Below are 15,741 nucleotides of genomic sequence, written 5' to 3' on the forward strand. Positions count from 1 at the left end.
TGCGCGACATGCTGTTCCTCTTCAAAGGCACACCCAGCACCAGCCCGTTCTGCACCTGGGTCAACGACCCGCGCGAACCCGAAGAACTACCACCGGATTGGACGCCAGACGAACCCGAACCGCTACCGCTACCTGACGACCCGCCCTTCTGAGCTACGAATTGCGCGCCGCCGTAGCCGACACCGTGGTCAGGACGGCGGGTACGCCACCCTTGACCGGCCAGGGAAGGGCATCGTGCTCGGGAGCCCAGTCGGCGGGGGTGTGTATCCGGAATCGCTGATGGATCTGGGCGAGCAGGAATTGCGCCTCCAGATAGCCCATCGCCGCGCCGAAACAGCGGTGCGGTCCGGCGCCGAACGGCATGAAGGCCAGGTTAGGTCGCTCGGCGACGATGCCCTTGTCGTAGAAGCGAATCGGGTCGTAGCTCTCGGGGTCGGGACCCCACCATCGCGGATCACGCTGCAGAGAGTAGATCGGTATCCCGATGAGGGTTCCACGACGGATGCGGTAGCCGCCGATGGTGTCGTCGATCATCGCGAATCGCGGCTGTAACAGCAGGCCCTGTAGTCGCTGGCCCTCGTCGAAGCACGCCTTGATCCACTGCAGTCGATCCAGGTCTTCGTAGCTGGGCATGGCTCCCCCGAGCTCGTCGACCTCGTCGTAAAGCCGCTGCTGCGCTTGGGGATTCTGCGGGAGTAAGGCAAGCGTCCATGCCAACGCGGCGACGACGGTTTCGTAGCCACCCCCGATGAGCATGATGGCTTCGGTGATGGCGTCGCGGCGGCTAATGGGCGTCCCGTCCTCGTAACGTGCATCGAGGAGCACTTGCAGCATGTCGTCGTGGGGCTTGGGGTCGGCCAGCCGTTCGTCGACTGCCCGCTTCACCCACCGCCGCATCCGCCACCAGGCCTGCAGCGGATTCCCCTCTCCCGGGAGCAGGCGCGGGGAAGGGCCGAGCAGAAGTGGCGACGACGCACTCTGCATCAGGGTGCGGATATCGGTGTCGAGCCGGTGTAAAACGACGTCGGTCAGCTCCATCGAGAACATCGACCGCATAAACGCCGGGATCACCACGTCGTTGATCTCATGCTGCAGGTCGATCGATTCACCGGTCTCTACGAACCGTCCCCATTTGTCCAGCCGGTTGGCGAACTCGTCGGCGATGATGCCGGCGATTTTCGACAGCTGCCCACGACCCATCATCGGCGCCAGCAGCTTGCGCCGTTGGCGGAATTCGGCTCCCTCCAGCAGCTGCATCGATACGCCCAGCACATGCCTGGCCCAGCTGACCGGACCGGTCATGCTGTACTCGCCGTCCCGGTTCGCCATGATGTGGCGCACGTGGTCGGGATGGTTCACGATCACCACGTCATACATCGGCATCGGCAGCCGGTAGACGTCGCCGTAAACCTCCCGCAGATGCTGCAGATAGCCGAACGGATCGGCTTTCAGTTCCGGAAGCACTCCGACAACAGGGCGTCCACGCGGGCCGGGCGGGCGTGGGGCGCCGTCAGTTCGGCGCCGCGATCGCAGCACATCCCGTGCCCGGCCGACCGGGTTGCGGGTGATCCAGAAGGTATCTCTTGACGTCTCGGTCATCTCACTCGTTGGCAAAGCAATACATCCGGTACGAGGTCTCCCCGCTTTGCAGTCCCTGACACATCTTGGAGATCGACGCCGCAACCGCGTCGCATACCAGGCCACGCAAAAATCGCGGCGCACGACGAGTAAACATCTGCTGCGACCGCGGCAGGCTCTTCTTCAGACCGCGCACGACCTCCGCGCTGATGTCGCGTTGTGAGAGCATTCGCAGCGGCGCGTCCGCGAGTTCTTTTTCCCACTCGGCGAAATGATCGAACCGGCGCACATCGGCATACAGCAGGTGACCGCCCGGGCGCAGCACGCGCGCCACTTCGGAGAAAAACCGCTGCGGCGACGAGTAGCAGTGCGACGCCTCGATATTGATCACCGCGTCAAAGGATTGGTCGGCGAACGGCAGGTTTTCGGCGTCCCCCGCCAAGAAATCCAGGCCCGTCGCATGGTGCGTCTTCCGGCAAATCTCGATGCCGGCCGGATTCAAATCCAGGCCGGTGTAGGCCGCCGGCCGCAAGGTGCGCACGAGGTACGACGCTCCGCCACCGTGGCCGCAACTGACCTCCAGGACCTGTTTGCCGGCCAGATCGGTTTGGCTGGCCGTGCGGTGGTAGAGCTGGATGCAGTACCGGTCGGGCTCATCTGGCGCCGCCAACGGCACAGCCATCGGCGGCTCCTCCTCGTAGCCCAAGTTCAAAAACGCTACGTCATCAGCGCCGTGCCGGGTGATGAACGGGTAGTAATACTTCGCGAAGAACTTCCAGGCAGGCGTGGATACCAGCCGACTTGCAAGACCCATGGGGTGGGTATTGCCATAATGTGCCTCGCCAAAACGGCACGGCTCGCTGATCGCCTAAGCGTCTTCCAGCAAGTCCGGGGTCACCGCCGATTCGGTGTCTGGGATACCTTCCTGCTTGGCCTTGCGATCGGCCATCGACAGCAGGCGTCGAATACGGCCTGCCACAGCGTCTTTCGTCATCGGTGGATCAGCGAGTCGGCCCAACTCCTCCAGCGAGGCCTGCCGGTGCTCGATACGCAGTTTGCCCGCCCCGGCCAAATGGTCGGGCACACTGTCGCCGAGGATCTCCAGTGCGCGCTCGACCCGGGCCGCTGCCGCCACCGCCGCGCGCGCCGAGCGGCGCAGGTTGGCGTCGTCGAAGTTGGCCAGCCGGTTGGCCGTCGCCCGCACCTCGCGGCGCATCCGGCGCTCCTCCCAGATCAGCCGGGTATCCTGCGCGCCCATCCGGGTCAGCAACGCACCGATCGCCTCGCCATCACGCACCACCACCCGGTCGGCGCCGCGCACCTCTCTGGCCTTGGCGCTGACCCCGAGCCGGCGCGCCGCGCCCACCAGGGCCAGCGCGGCCTCCGGACCAGGGCAGCTGACCTCCAGCGCCGAAGACCGCCCCGGTTCGGTCAGCGACCCGTGCGCCAGGAACGCACCCCGCCAGGCGGCCTCGGCGTCGACGACGCTACCGCCGACAACCTGGGCGGGCAGCCCACGCACCGGGCGGCCGCGTAAGTCGAGCAAGCCGGTCTGGCGAGCCAGCGCCTCGCCGTCGTTGGCGACCCGCAGCACGTAGCGGGTGGTCTTGCGAATCCCGCTGGCAGTCAACACATGTACGACCGAGTTGTAGCCATAGAGGTCGAAGATGTCCTTGCGGAGCCGCCGCGCGACACTGCCCAGATCCAACTCGGCCTCGACTACCACCCGGCCGCCCACGATGTGCAGCCCACCGGCGAACCGCAGCAACGAGGTAACCTCGGCACGCCGCGCGCTCACCGAATTCACCATCAAACGGCTCAACTCGTCCTTGACTTCGGCCGTCATTGCCACGCGTCGTCACCTCTCGGTCCGTTGCCGCCCGATCCGGTCCCGCCGGTTTGACGTTCACCCTCAATCGAGAGTGTTTGGGTGGTCGCCTCCGAGACGTCCGGACCGGTGTCGCGCACACTCACCCCGTCCAGTGCAGCGGCCAGCTTGCCGGGGTCATGTAAAGGTGTACCAGGCCGGGACACCTCGGCGAACTGCACGTGCGCCTGCAGCAGCGTTGCGGTGCGGCGCAATTGCTCACGCTCCCGTTCACCGGGCACGCGCTCGGCGTCGATGATGACGTCGTGGACGGTGAAGTCCGGGGCATGCTGCGCGAGCACATGCAGGTGGCGTTCCACCGAGAAGCCGGCCGTCTCCCCGGGCTCGGCGACCAGGTTGAGCACCAGCGCCCGGCGGGCCGTGGTCGCCTGCAGCGCCGCGGCCAATTCCGGCACCAGCACGTGCGGGATCACGCTGGTGAACCACGAGCCCGGCCCAAGCACTACCAGGTCGGCGGCCAGGATCGCGTCGACGGCCTGGCGGGTGGCCGGCGGGTTGCCGGGTGACAGCCGCACCCGGCGGACCTTTCCCGGAGTGGTTGCGATCGCCACCTGGCCGCGGATCACCCGGAACATCCGCGGGTCGGCCTCAAGACCCGATACGTCGGCTTCTATCTGCAGCGCGATCGGGCACATCGGCAGGACGCGGCCGTGGATGCCGAGGATGCGACCGAGCTCGTCGAGGGCGGCCACCGGGTCGGCCAACACCTCGCTGAGCCCGGCCAGCAGGAGATTGCCGATCGGATGTCCGGCCAGCGCGCCGCTGCCGCCGAACCGGTGCTGCAGGATGGTCGCCCACAGCCGACCGTGCGGGCTATCAGATGCCAACGCCGCCAATGCCATTCGCAAATCACCGGGCGGCACCACATTGATTTCGCTGCGCAGTCGGCCAGAAGAGCCGCCGTCGTCGGCGACCGTGACGATGGCGGTGACATGCGGGGTCAGTCGCCGGGCTGCCGACAGCGTCGCGTACAGGCCGTGTCCACCGCCCAGGGCGACAATGCTGGGGCTTGTGCTCGAGCTTGCACCGAAGCTCATTCGCGGCCCAGATCCCGGTGCAGCACCCGCACCGACAGTTGCACCCCAGACTCCTGGGACTGCAGCAGCCGCACCAACGCCTCGGCGATAGCGACGCTGCGATGCTTGCCGCCGGTACAGCCGATCGCCACGGTCATGTAGCGCTTCCCCTCCCTGCGGTAGCCGTCGACAACCAGGGACAGCAACCGATGGTAGGTCTCCAGAAACTCTGCCGCGCCGGTCTGGCCGAGTACATAGTCCCGAACCGCCGGATGTTGGCCGGTGTGCGGGCGTAACTCGTCGACCCAGTGCGGGTTGGGCAGGAAGCGCACATCCATCACCATGTCGGCATCCATCGGTAAGCCGTACTTGAAGCCGAAGGATTCCACCGTCACGCTGGTGTGCGCAACGGTCTCACTGCCGAACAGACGTTCGATGCTCTCCCGTAAGGCCGGCACTGACAGCGTCGAGGTGTCGATGACCAGATCGGCGGCGGCACGGACCGGGGCCAGCATCTCACGCTCGGCGGCGATGCCTTCGGCCAATGTTTGTTCGCCCTGCAGGGGATGGCTGCGCCGATTCTGCTCGTAGCGACGCACCAGCATGTCGTCGGAGGCTTCCATGAACAACACCCGCGGGGTGATGTTGCGGGTGGCCAAGTCGTTACGCACCCAGTCCAGGTCCCCGGTGAAGCCGCGCGACCGCACGTCCATCACCACCGCCAGCTGGGTGATCCGCGATCCGGCCGCCAGCCCCAAGTCGACCATTCGGGTGATCAGTTGGGGCGGCAGGTTATCGGCAACGTACCAGCCGAGATCCTCGAGCACCTTCGCCGCGGTCCCGCGGCCGGCGCCCGACAGCCCGGTCACCAGAACGACGTCGATACCGGATCCGGTTGCGCCGGAGTCGTCGTCGGACTGGGTGACCAAGCCCCTACCTTCGCCGGTCATCCCGACGCCCGTTCGGCGACCCGGTCGTCGGCGCGCAGCGCGTCGAGCACCGCCGTCGCCGTCGCGACACCGATTCCCTTGACCGCGGTGATCTCCTCGACGGTGGCCTCTTTGAGCCGGGCCACCGATCCGAAGTGCGTCACCAACGCCTTGCGGCGATGCTCGCCAAGCCCGGGCACCGCATCCAGCGCCGACGCCGTCATCCGCTTGGACCGTTTGCTGCGGTGATAGCTGATGGCAAACCGGTGCGCCTCATCGCGGATCCGCTGCAACAGGTACAGGCCCTCGCTATTGCGGGGCATGATGATCGGGTCGGGTTCTGCCGGCACCCATATCTCTTCGAGCCGCTTTGCCAGTCCGATCACCGCGACGTCGGTGACGCCGAGTTCATCGAGCACGGCGCTGGCCGCGTTGACCTGGGGGGCGCCGCCGTCGACGACGTAGAGGTTGGGCGGGTAGGCGAACTTTCGCGACTTACCTTCCGGGGCAAGCATGTTGGAGTCGCTCAGGTGGCGCACGAACCGGCGGCGGGTCACCTCGGCGATCGAGGCGACGTCGTCGGAGCGGCCCTGTCCGGCGGCTTCCCGGATGGCGAAGTGGCGGTAGTCAGATTTACGCGGCAGCCCGTCCTCGAATACCACCAGCGAGCCCACCACGTCGGTGCCCTGCACATGGCTGATGTCGACGCACTCGATCCGTAGCGGTGCGTCGGCCAGGCCGAGGGATTCCTGAATATTCTGCAGCGCGGCCGATCTGGCGGTGAAGTCGCCGGCCCGCTTGAGCTTGTGTTGCTGCAGCGCCTCTTTGGCGTTGCGATGCACGGTTTCGGCCAGAACCCGTTTGTCACCCCGGCGCGGCACCCGCAGCATCACTCGTGAGCCGCGCAGTCCGGACAGCCAGCTGGCCAGCTCGTCGGCATTGGGCGGCAGGCAGGGAACCAGCACTTCGCGGGGTACCGGATTGGCAGATTCATCGGCGGCCCGGTCGAACTCGGCCTGTTCGCCGTAGAACTGCGTCAGGAACTGCTCGACTAACTGGGCCTCGCCGGAATCCCCCGGATCACCGGACTTTTCGACGATCCAGCCCCGCTGGCCGCGAACTCGCCCGCCGCGGACGTGGAAGACCTGGACCGCGGCTTCCAGCTCGTCGTCGGCGAACGCGATCACGTCGGCGTCGGTGCCGTCGCCGAGCACGACGGCCTGTTTCTCCAGTGCCCGCTTCAACGCCGAGAGGTCGTCACGCAGTCGCGCGGCCCGTTCGAAGTCGAGCTGCCCGGCGGCGGCGTTCATCTGTTGCTCCAGGCTGCGGGCGAATCGGTCGGTCTTGCCCGACAGGAAATCGCAGAAATCCTCCACGATCCGGCGATGCTCTGCTGCGCTGACCCGTCCGACGCATGGCGCCGAGCACTTGTCGATGTAGCCGAGTAGGCATGGCCGGCCAATCTGGTTGTGCCGCTTGAAGACCCCATCCGAACAGGTGCGTGCCGGGAACACCCGGGTAAGCAGATCCAGGGTTTCGCGGATGGCCCAGGCATGCGAGTACGGCCCGAAGTAGCGCACGCCTTTGCGCCGGGGGCCGCGGTAGACCATCAACCTGGGGAATTCCTCGTTGAGGGTGACCGCCAGCACCGGGTAGGACTTGTCGTCGCGGTAGCGGACGTTGAACCGCGGGTCGAACTCCTTGATCCAGTTGTATTCCAGCTGCAGCGCTTCGACCTCGGTATTGACCACCGTCCACTCAACCTTGGCAGCGGTGGTCACCATTTGCCGGGTCCGCGGATGCAGGCCGGCGACGTCGGCGAAGTACGAGGTCAATCGGCTGCGCAGGCTCTTGGCCTTGCCGACGTAGATGACTCGTCCGTGTTGGTCCCGGAACCGATAGACGCCGGGCTCGACCGGGATTGACCCGGGCGCGGGGCGGTAGGTGGCGGGATCAGGCACGATTCCCAGGTTAGTCTGCTCGCGGGACTAGGGCCGGTAACGCGTCATCAGCGTCCGCACGACGTCCATGGCGGCCACGGCGCGGTCCTTGTCGGCGGCCTGGATGGCCATCAGGGGGATGTACTCGTCGTCGGCCAAATCGATTCGCGCCCAACGTGCACCGGGGGGAAACGACACACCGACAACATCCGGCCAGGGCACCAGCCGGTACCCGAACAGGTTGCGCACCGACAGACCGCCGACCCCCACCCGTAGCCGCGGGCGGGCGAACAGCAGCACGAACCCGGCGATGACGAGGCCCAGCAGAGCGATCGCCACTTGGTCGGCGGTCTGGAAGATCACCCCGCTGGAGCGGATCTTGAGCAGCAGGCCCACCACGATGTGTACCGCCGCGATCACAAATGCCGCGGAGTACACGAAATACAGTGTCAGATGCGGGCGCACCTCAACATCCCAGTCATCCTCATTTGGCGTCACGGCTGTGCGCGCAAATCGCGCAGGGTCAGCGCCGTGCTCAGCGCGGCGGACGTCGCCTGAGCGCCCTTGTCCTCGGCCGACGTCGGCAGGCCCGCCCGATCCAGCGCCTGCTCTTCGGTGTTGGTGGTCAGCACCCCGTTGGCGACCGGCGTCGAGGCATCCAACGACACCCGGGTCAGTCCCTGGGTTACCGCGTCGCAGACATAGTCGAAATGTGGTGTGGCACCGCGGATCACCACACCCAACGCGACGACGGCATCGTGGTCGCGGGCCAGTTCTTGCGCCACCACCGGAATTTCGATCGCACCGAGCACGCGGACCACGGTCGGGTCGTCAATCCCCCAGTCGGCAGCGGTCTTGCAGGCGCCGGCCAGCAGCGCATCGCAGATCGTGGTGTGCCAGGTGCTGGCCACGATTGCCAGCGTCACCCCGGATGCGTCGAGTACCGGCAGTTCCGGCACACCGGCGCCACCACTCACAAAGCTCCCCCGAACGTCACAGAGCTCCCCCAAATTCACCCGGCATCTGGATGGATTCGTGATAGTCGTCCAGCCCGATCAGATCGTGGCCCATCCGGTCGCGCTTGGTCATCAGATACCGGATGTTTTCGGCGTTGGCCCGCACCGGCAGCGGAACCCGCTCGATGATGTGCAGCCCGTAGCCATCCAAACCGACCCGCTTGGCCGGGTTGTTGGTCAGCAGCCGCATCGACCGGACCCCGAGGTCGACGAGGATCTGTGCGCCGATGCCGTAATCGCGGGCGTCGGCCGGCAGTCCGAGCTTGAGGTTGGCGTCCACGGTGTCGGCGCCGGCGTCCTGCAACTGATAGGCCTGCAGTTTGTGCATCAAACCGATGCCGCGGCCCTCGTGGCCGCGCATGTAGAGCACCACGCCGCGGCCCTCCCGCGCGACCATCGCCAGCGCGGCGTCCAGTTGCGGCCCGCAGTCGCAGCGGCGTGAGCCGAACACGTCACCGGTCAGGCACTCCGAGTGCACCCGGACCAGCACGTCGTCGCCGTCGTAGTTCGGTCCTGCGATCTCGCCGCGGACCAATGCCACGTGCTCGACGTCCTCGTAGATGCTGGCGTAGCCGACCGCACGAAACTCGCCGTGCCGGGTGGGGATCCGGGCCTCGGCCACCCGCTCGATGTGCTTTTCGTGTTTGCGCCGGTACTCGATCAGATCGGCGATGGCGATCAGCGCCAGGTCGTGCTCGTCGGCGAAGACCCGCAGCTCGTCGGTCTGCGCCATCGCGCCCTCGTCTTTTTGGCTGACGATCTCGCAGATCGCCCCCGCCGGCTGCAGCCTCGCCATCCGGGCCAGGTCGACGGCCGCTTCGGTGTGACCGGGCCGGCGCAACACGCCACCGTCCTTGGCGCGCAACGGAACCACATGGCCCGGCCGGGTGAAATCCTCGGCGACACTGGCTGGGTCGGCCAGCAACCGCATCGTGGTGGCCCGGTCCGAAGCCGAAATACCCGTCCCGACACCATTTCTCGCGTCGACGGTGACGGTGTAGGCGGTACCGTGCTTGTCCTGGTTCACCGCGTACATCGGCAGCAGCCCCAGCCGGTCGCAGACCGCTCCGTCCAGCGGCACACACAGATAGCCCGACGTGTAACGGACCATGAACGCCACCAGTTCGGGAGTGGCCTTTTCGGCGGCGAAGATCAGGTCACCTTCGTTTTCCCGGTCCTCATCGTCGATGACGACGACGGCCTTGCCCGCCGCGATGTCGGCAACCGCCCGCTCGACGGAGTCCAACCTCGTCATCTTTGCCACCTAGTCGATTCCCGGCTTGGGGAACGCCGTCCGAATTGTCGCTTTCAGTATGAACCACGAGGCCGATGCGGATATTGCGGTGGCTTACTCAGCGGGATTTTTGACCAGGCGCTCGACATATTTCGCGATGACGTCCACCTCCAGGTTCACCTGCGTTCCCGCTGGCGCACGGCCCAGCGTGGTCAGTTCCCGCGTGGTCGGGATCAGTGACACCTCGAACCAATCGTCACCGAGCCCAGAGACGGTCAGCGAAATGCCGTCAACGGTGATCGAGCCCTTTTCCACCACGTAGCGCGCCAGCTCCGCGGGCAGCCGGATTCGCACGACCTCCCAGTGTTCGACCGGGGTGCGGGCCAGAATTTGCCCGGTGCCGTCGACGTGGCCCTGCACGATGTGCCCGCCGAGCCGGCTGCCCAGGGCGGCGGCGCGCTCGAGGTTGACCGGGCTGCCTTCGGCGAGCCGGCCCAGGCTGGACCGGTTCAGCGTCTCGCCCATCACGTCGGCGGTGAACCGGCCGCCGGGCAACACCTCGACCACGGTCAGGCACACCCCGTTGACGGCGATGGAGTCGCCGTGGCCGGCGTCGGCGGCGACCAGCGGACCGCGGATGGTCAGCCGCGCGGAATCGCCCAGGTCGTCCTTGTCGACCACCTCGCCCAATTCCTCGACGATCCCGGTGAACATCGCCTCAGGCTAGTCGGTCCGCGTCGCGCGACGCCGCGGCGACCTCGCGGTTCAAGGCGCTGCTGTGGGCACCCTCTACGATGCACGTATGCCCACCCGCCGACTCTTCACCGTCCTTGCCGCCGCCAGCCTCGCCACCGCCCTGGTCGCCGGTTGCTCGTCGTCGTCGAAACAGAGCAGCAACCCGCTTCCCGACGCCGCCAACCTGGTCAAGCAGTCCAGCCAGGCCACCAAGAACGTCAAGAGCGTGCACCTGGTGCTCTCGGTGAACGGCAAGATCAAGGGGATGCCCATCAAGACGCTGACGGGCGATCTGACCACCAGTCCCGGCACCGCCGCCAAGGGCAACGCCAAGATCACGATTGGCGGTTCCGACGTCGACGCCGAATTCGTCGTCTTCGGCGGTGACCTGTATGCGGCCCTGAGCGGCGACCAGTGGAGCGACTTCGGGCCCGCCGCCGATATCTACGACCCGTCGCAGCTGCTGAACCCAGCTACCGGATTCGCCAATATGCTGGCCAACCTCTCCGATCCGAAGGCCGAGTCTCGCGAGAACATGAACGGCCAAGACACCATCCGGATCAGCGGGAAAGTCTCGGCGTCCGCCGTGAACCAGCTTGCGCCGCAACTGAAAGCAGACCAGCCGCGGCCGATCACGGTGTGGATCCAGGAAAACGGTGACCACGAGTTGGTGCAGGCCAAGCTGGACCAGAGCGGGGACAACTCCATCCAGATGACGCTGTCGAACTGGAACCAGCCGGTCACCGTCACCAAGCCGCCGGTGAACGGCTGATGCGGGTCGCCCGCAGCATAGCGATCAGCGCGGGAAGCCTGGCCGTCCTGCTGGGTGCCCTCGACACCTATGTCGTGGTCACGATCATGCGGGACATCATCCACACCGTCGGTATCCCGATCAACAAGATCCAGCAGATCACCCCGATCATCACCTGCTACCTGCTCGGCTACATCGCCGCCATGCCGCTGCTGGGCCGGGCGTCGGACCGATTCGGCCGCAAGCTGGTGCTGCAGGCCAGCCTGGCCGTGTTCGCGATCGGCTCGGTGGTGACCGCGATCTCCGGCGACCTGCACATGCTGGTGGTCGGCCGCACCATCCAGGCCGTGGCCGCCGGCGCGCTGCTGCCGGTGACCCTGGCGCTGGGTGCCGACCTGTGGGCGGAGCGCAACCGGGCCGGGGTGCTCGGTGGTATCAGCGCCGCTCAGGAGTTGGGCAGCGTGCTGGGCCCGCTGTACGGCATTTTCATCGTGTGGCTGACCAGCCGCTGGCAGGACGTGTTCTGGATCAACGTGCCGTTGGCCGTGGCCGCGATGGTGATGATCCAGTTCAGTCTGCCCGGCCGCGATCGCGACGCCGCCCCCGAGAAGGTCGATCTGGTCGGCGGGGTGCTGCTGGCGATCGCGCTGGGCCTGGCCGTTGTCGGGCTGTACAACCCCGACCCGGACGGCAAGCATGTGCTGCCCGGCTACGGGTTGCCGCTGCTGATCGGGGCGTTGATCGCCGCGGTGGTGTTCGGGCTGTGGGAACGCTTTGCCCGTACCCGGCTGATCGAGCCCGAGGGTGTGCAGTTCCGGCCGTTCCTGGCCGCCTTGGGCTCCTCGCTGATGGCCGGCGGTGCGCTGATGGTGACGCTGGTCGACGTGGAGCTGTTCGCCCAAGCTGTGCTGGGCAAGGATCAGAACCACGCGGCCTTGATGTTGCTGTGGTTCCTGGCCGCACTACCGATCGGGGCGGTCGTGGGCGGGTGGATCGCCACCAAGGTCGGCGACCGGGCGATGACGTTCGTCGGCCTGCTGATCGCTGCCGGCGGCTACTGGCTGATCTCCAAGTGGCGGGTCGACGTGCTGGACCAGATCTACAACCTCGGCTTGCTCAGGCTGCCCGCGATCGACACCGACCTGTTCATCGCCGGCATTGGGCTGGGCCTGGTCATCGGTCCGCTGTCGTCGGCGTCGTTGCGGGTGGTGCCGTCTGCGCAGCATGGGATCGCCTCGGCGGCGGTGGTGGTGGCCCGAATGACCGGCATGCTGATCGGAGTGGCCGCGCTGAGCGCATGGGGGCTGTACCGCTTCAACCAGATCCTGGCGCACCTGCCGACACCGCGGCTGCCCGCGAACGCCACCATGATCGAGCGCGCACAACAGTTCGGGCACAAGGCAGTCGTCGCCTACGCGACGATGTACGGCGAGATCTTCGCGATCACCGCGGGTGTGTGCGTGGTGGGGGCGCTGCTGGGCCTGCTGCTGTCCGGCCGCCACGCCCACGCCGACGAGCCGGTGGCGGCCGAGGAGCAGCCCGTGGGGCCGCAGGCCTGAACACCTGTGCCGTGAAAGTCAGCGCGGCACCAAACTCAGCAGCAGATCCGGACCGATCCGCTCGGTCCCGTCGAACCGCCAGCGCAGCGCGTGCGCGATGCCGGGCACCCCGACGTCGTCGACCGCGGTGATCGGCCCGCCCAGCAGAATCGGCGCGACATAGGCCAGGATCCGGTCGATCGCCCCGGCCCGCAGGAATGCCCCGGCGAGCCTCGGCCCGCCCTCCAGCAGCACATCGGTGCGATCCGATACCGCCTTGAGCACGTCGGCCGGATCGTGGGTGCGGATCACCATCGTGCGCGAGTCGTCGTTGAGAACCCTGGCCTCTGTTGGGATTTCGCGCATTCCCACCACCACGCGCAGCGGCTGACGATCGGCCAGGCTGCCGTCGGCCCGCCGCGCGGTCAGCGCCGGGTCGTCGCTGAGCACGGTGCCGGTGCCCACCACGATCGCGTCGGCGGCCGCGCGGCGGCGGTGCACGTCGGCACGGGCCGCCTCGCTGGTGATCCACCGACTGGAGCCATCGGCGGCGGCGCTGCGCCCGTCCACGCTGGCGGCGTACTTCCACGTCACGTGCGGCAGCCCGGTGCGCTGCTTGTGCAGCCACTCCCGCAGCGGCCCGGCCGCTACCAGGTCGGCTTGCACGTCGGCGATCACCTGCACGCCCGCGGCCGCCAGACGCGCCGAGCCACCCGTCGCGATCGGGTTCGGGTCGGCGACGGCGTAGACCACCGATGCGACGCCGGACTCGAGCAGGGCGTCCACGCACGGCGGGGTCCTGCCGTGGTGGTTACACGGCTCGAGCGTGACCACCGCGGTGCCGCCCGCGGCCAACGTGCCCGCCCGCCGCAGCGCCACCACCTCGGCGTGGGCACTGCCGGTCGGCCCGGTGCCGCCCACACCGGCGATCCTGCCCTCGCGGTCCACGATGACCGCGCCGACAGGCGGGTTGGGATAGGTCGCTCCCTTGACCAGTTCGGCGTGCTCGATAGCGAGGCGCATGGCGGCGTCATAGTCGACGGCCGCGCGAGTGCTCACAGGCGCAGGTGGGTCGACGCGGTGGCGGCCCGGCGACGCAGTTTGTCGACCGCGGCGGCCGGGTCCGCGGCGCCGTAGACGGCCGATCCGGCGACGAAGCAGTCGACACCGGCCTCGGCGGCCTGCTCGATGGTGTCGCGGTTGATACCGCCGTCGATCTCGACCAGGATGGTCAGCTCGCCGGAGTCGACCATCTTGCGGACCGTGCGGACCTTGCTGAGTACCTCGGGGATGAAGTCCTGGCCGCCGAACCCGGGCTCGACCGACATGACCAGGAATGTGTCGAAGTTTGGCAGGATCTCCAAGTACGGCTCCAGCGCGGTGCCGGGTTTGACACTCAGGCCCGCTTTGGCGCCGGCGGCCCGGATGTCGCGAGCGACCGCAATCGGATTCTCGGTCGCCTCGGCGTGGAAGGTGACGTTGTAGGCGCCGGCTTCCGCGTACAGCGGCGCCCAGCGGTCCGGGTCCTCGATCATCAGATGGCAGTCCATCGGGATATCGCTGGCGGCCAGCAGGCTTTCCACCACCGGCAGGCCGATCGTCAGGTTCGGCACGAAGTGGCCGTCCATCACGTCGACGTGCAGCCAGTCGGCGCCCTCCACCACGGCCGCCTCGTCGGCCAGCCGGGCGAAATCGGCGGCCAGGATCGACGGCGCTATCAGAGCCCGGTTCATGGTCGTCAGCGTACTTGGAGGGCGGCGGCGAACATGGCGTCAGCGCCGTGCCGGTGCGGCCACAACTGCACGTAGGGGCCGTCACCCAGATCGCCGACGGGCTCGAACAGCGGCCGGGCGTCCAGTGCGGACACCGGATGGCGGCGCAGTGCGTCGCCGACGACGCCGATCGTTTCGGCCAGGTGCGGCGAGCAGGTCGCGTACAGCACCACGCCACCGGGCCGGGTCAACGCGATCGCCGCACCCAGCAGTTCGCGTTGCAGCCCGGTCAGCGCCGGGATGTCGGCGGGCCGGCGCCGCCAGCGGGCCTCGGGCCGACGCCGCAACGCGCCCAGCCCGGTGCACGGCACGTCGACCAGCACCCGGTCGAAGCCCGCGTGGAGGTCGGTGCGCCGCCCGTCGGCGACCAGCACGTCCACCGGCAGCCCGCGGGTGTTCGCCACGACCAGATCGGCGCGCTGCGCCGCCGGCTCCACCGCGGTGACCCGGGCGCCGCGGCCGGCGCCCAGCGCGGCCAGCAGCGCGGTCTTACCGCCCGGGCCGGCGCACAGGTCCAGCCAGCGGCCGGTGTCGTCGGCCACCGGGGCCAGCGTCAGCGCGCGGGCCACCAACTGGCTGCCTTCATCCTGGACCAGCGCCCGCCCGTCGCGCAGCGCGGGCAACTCGCCCGGATCGCCGGCCGGCAGGTATACCGCGTAGGGCGAATACCGGCCGACGGTGCCCTGCACCGCCTCGGCCAGTTGCTCGGCGGTCAATGTTCCCGGCCGGGCGGCCAAGTGCACCTGTGGACGCTCGTCGTCGCTGGCCAGCACCCTGTCGAGTTCACCGGCGGCCGGGCCGAGCGCGTCGGCGAATGCCTGGGCGATCCACCGCGGGTGGGCATGGACGAACGCGGCATGCCCTATCGGGTCACGTGCCGGGTCGGGGGCCAGCTCGTCGGCCCAGGACCGCTCGTCGCGGCCGCTGATGGTCCTCAGCACACCGTTGACGAAACCAGCACGCGCCGAATCGAATTCGATCGCCGCCTGTTCGACGGTGGTGGACACTGCGGCGTAGGCGTCGACGCGGGTGCGCAGCAGTTGGTAGGTGCCGAGCCGCAGCAGATCCAGCAGCGCGGGGTTGACGGCTTCCGGCGGCCGCCCGGCGGCCGCTGCGATGACGGCGTCGAGCAGGCCACGGGTGCGGCAGGTGCCGTAGGTCAACTCGGTGGCGAACGCGGCGTCACGTCCGGTGATGCCCCGCTCGCGCAGCAGCGCGGGTAGTGCCAGGTTGGGATAAGCGTCGCGCTCGGTGACGGCCTGCAACACGTCGAACGCGGCACGACGCGCCGGGTCCATTGGCTGCCGACGCCGGGGCGGTCGGCCATGCGGGGGCTTGCGGGAG

General features: G+C 67.9%; 15 protein-coding genes. 2 read left to right on the forward strand and 13 right to left on the reverse strand.

Annotation, left to right across the window (positions count from 1 at the left end):
- Positions 1 to 153: 153 nt before the first annotated feature.
- From ACRDTL_RS09860 to ACRDTL_RS09905, 10 genes are all read right to left on the reverse strand, one after another.
- Positions 154 to 1,599, reverse strand: a complete 1,446-nt coding sequence (locus tag ACRDTL_RS09860; RefSeq protein WP_431506524.1) for a cytochrome P450 — start codon at positions 1,597 to 1,599, stop codon at positions 154 to 156.
- A gap of 1 nt (position 1,600) precedes the next feature.
- Positions 1,601 to 2,392, reverse strand: a complete 792-nt coding sequence (locus ACRDTL_RS09865) for a phthiotriol/phenolphthiotriol dimycocerosates methyltransferase (RefSeq protein WP_431506525.1) — start codon at positions 2,390 to 2,392, stop codon at positions 1,601 to 1,603.
- A 54-nt stretch (positions 2,393 to 2,446) separates the two neighbouring features.
- On the reverse strand, positions 2,447 to 3,424 hold the full coding sequence (gene whiA / locus ACRDTL_RS09870; protein WP_431506537.1) for a DNA-binding protein WhiA: 978 nt from the start codon (positions 3,422 to 3,424) through the stop codon (positions 2,447 to 2,449).
- Positions 3,421 to 4,503 carry a uridine diphosphate-N-acetylglucosamine-binding protein YvcK gene (gene yvcK / locus ACRDTL_RS09875; protein WP_431506526.1) on the reverse strand — a complete coding sequence of 361 codons (1,083 nt, stop codon included), beginning with the start codon at positions 4,501 to 4,503 and terminating at the stop codon, positions 3,421 to 3,423. The genes whiA and yvcK overlap by 4 nt, the downstream gene beginning before the upstream one ends.
- Positions 4,500 to 5,432, reverse strand: coding sequence for an RNase adapter RapZ (gene rapZ, locus ACRDTL_RS09880; protein ID WP_431506527.1), 933 nt, complete (start codon positions 5,430 to 5,432; stop codon positions 4,500 to 4,502). Before rapZ ends, yvcK begins: the two co-directional genes overlap by 4 nt.
- Entirely contained in the window at positions 5,429 to 7,372 is a 1,944-nt protein-coding gene (gene uvrC, locus ACRDTL_RS09885) for an excinuclease ABC subunit UvrC (protein WP_431506528.1), read from the reverse strand. Before uvrC ends, rapZ begins: the two co-directional genes overlap by 4 nt.
- A 27-nt stretch (positions 7,373 to 7,399) precedes the next feature.
- On the reverse strand, positions 7,400 to 7,849 hold the full coding sequence (locus tag ACRDTL_RS09890; protein WP_431506529.1) for a PH domain-containing protein: 450 nt from the start codon (positions 7,847 to 7,849) through the stop codon (positions 7,400 to 7,402).
- Positions 7,846 to 8,328, reverse strand: a complete 483-nt coding sequence (ribH, locus tag ACRDTL_RS09895; protein ID WP_431506530.1) for a 6,7-dimethyl-8-ribityllumazine synthase — start codon at positions 8,326 to 8,328, stop codon at positions 7,846 to 7,848. The genes ACRDTL_RS09890 and ribH overlap by 4 nt, the downstream gene beginning before the upstream one ends.
- A gap of 16 nt (positions 8,329 to 8,344) precedes the next feature.
- Positions 8,345 to 9,622: a bifunctional 3,4-dihydroxy-2-butanone-4-phosphate synthase/GTP cyclohydrolase II gene (locus ACRDTL_RS09900; RefSeq protein WP_431506531.1), complete on the reverse strand. Its 1,278-nt coding sequence runs from the start codon at positions 9,620 to 9,622 to the stop codon at positions 8,345 to 8,347.
- Between the two features lie 93 nt (positions 9,623 to 9,715).
- Positions 9,716 to 10,315 (reverse strand): riboflavin synthase, encoded by a 600-nt coding sequence (locus tag ACRDTL_RS09905; protein WP_431506532.1) that lies wholly within the window; start codon positions 10,313 to 10,315, stop codon positions 9,716 to 9,718.
- Positions 10,316 to 10,403: 88 nt separating this feature from the next.
- Here ACRDTL_RS09905 and ACRDTL_RS09910 point away from each other — a divergent pair, with 88 nt between their 5' ends.
- The gene (locus ACRDTL_RS09910; RefSeq protein WP_431506533.1) at positions 10,404 to 11,108 is read left to right on the forward strand and encodes an LppX_LprAFG lipoprotein; all 705 of its coding nucleotides are present in this window, start codon (positions 10,404 to 10,406) and stop codon (positions 11,106 to 11,108) included.
- Positions 11,108 to 12,646 (forward strand): MFS transporter, encoded by a 1,539-nt coding sequence (locus ACRDTL_RS09915; protein WP_431506534.1) that lies wholly within the window; start codon positions 11,108 to 11,110, stop codon positions 12,644 to 12,646. The genes ACRDTL_RS09910 and ACRDTL_RS09915 overlap by 1 nt, the downstream gene beginning before the upstream one ends.
- An 18-nt stretch (positions 12,647 to 12,664) precedes the next feature.
- On the opposite strand, the gene ribD is transcribed toward ACRDTL_RS09915, so the two are convergent.
- From ribD to ACRDTL_RS09930, 3 genes are all read right to left on the reverse strand, one after another.
- Positions 12,665 to 13,648: a bifunctional diaminohydroxyphosphoribosylaminopyrimidine deaminase/5-amino-6-(5-phosphoribosylamino)uracil reductase RibD gene (ribD, locus tag ACRDTL_RS09920; protein ID WP_431506538.1), complete on the reverse strand. Its 984-nt coding sequence runs from the start codon at positions 13,646 to 13,648 to the stop codon at positions 12,665 to 12,667.
- Between the two features lie 32 nt (positions 13,649 to 13,680).
- Positions 13,681 to 14,358, reverse strand: a complete 678-nt coding sequence (rpe, locus tag ACRDTL_RS09925) for a ribulose-phosphate 3-epimerase (RefSeq protein WP_431506535.1) — start codon at positions 14,356 to 14,358, stop codon at positions 13,681 to 13,683.
- Positions 14,359 to 14,363: 5 nt separating this feature from the next.
- A partial coding sequence (locus tag ACRDTL_RS09930; protein ID WP_431506536.1) for an RsmB/NOP family class I SAM-dependent RNA methyltransferase occupies positions 14,364 to 15,741 on the reverse strand: 1,378 nt, incomplete at its 5' end.

It is taken from the genome of Mycobacterium sp., from assembly GCF_050700595.1.
GTDB lineage: Bacteria > Actinomycetota > Actinomycetes > Mycobacteriales > Mycobacteriaceae > Mycobacterium.

Coding starts and splice junctions, on each gene's coding strand:
- ribD (WP_431506538.1), bottom strand. CDS start 13,648: ATGCGCCTCGCTATCGAGCACGCCGAACTGGTCAAGGGAGCGACCTAT.
- ACRDTL_RS09900 (WP_431506531.1), bottom strand. CDS start 9,622: ATGACGAGGTTGGACTCCGTCGAGCGGGCGGTTGCCGACATCGCGGCG.
- rpe (WP_431506535.1), bottom strand. CDS start 14,358: ATGAACCGGGCTCTGATAGCGCCGTCGATCCTGGCCGCCGATTTCGCC.
- ACRDTL_RS09915 (WP_431506534.1), top strand. CDS start 11,108: ATGCGGGTCGCCCGCAGCATAGCGATCAGCGCGGGAAGCCTGGCCGTC.
- yvcK (WP_431506526.1), bottom strand. CDS start 4,503: ATGAGCTTCGGTGCAAGCTCGAGCACAAGCCCCAGCATTGTCGCCCTG.
- ACRDTL_RS09865 (WP_431506525.1), bottom strand. CDS start 2,392: ATGGGTCTTGCAAGTCGGCTGGTATCCACGCCTGCCTGGAAGTTCTTC.
- whiA (WP_431506537.1), bottom strand. CDS start 3,424: ATGACGGCCGAAGTCAAGGACGAGTTGAGCCGTTTGATGGTGAATTCG.
- ACRDTL_RS09905 (WP_431506532.1), bottom strand. CDS start 10,315: ATGTTCACCGGGATCGTCGAGGAATTGGGCGAGGTGGTCGACAAGGAC.
- ACRDTL_RS09910 (WP_431506533.1), top strand. CDS start 10,404: ATGCCCACCCGCCGACTCTTCACCGTCCTTGCCGCCGCCAGCCTCGCC.
- ACRDTL_RS09860 (WP_431506524.1), bottom strand. CDS start 1,599: ATGACCGAGACGTCAAGAGATACCTTCTGGATCACCCGCAACCCGGTC.
- rapZ (WP_431506527.1), bottom strand. CDS start 5,432: ATGACCGGCGAAGGTAGGGGCTTGGTCACCCAGTCCGACGACGACTCC.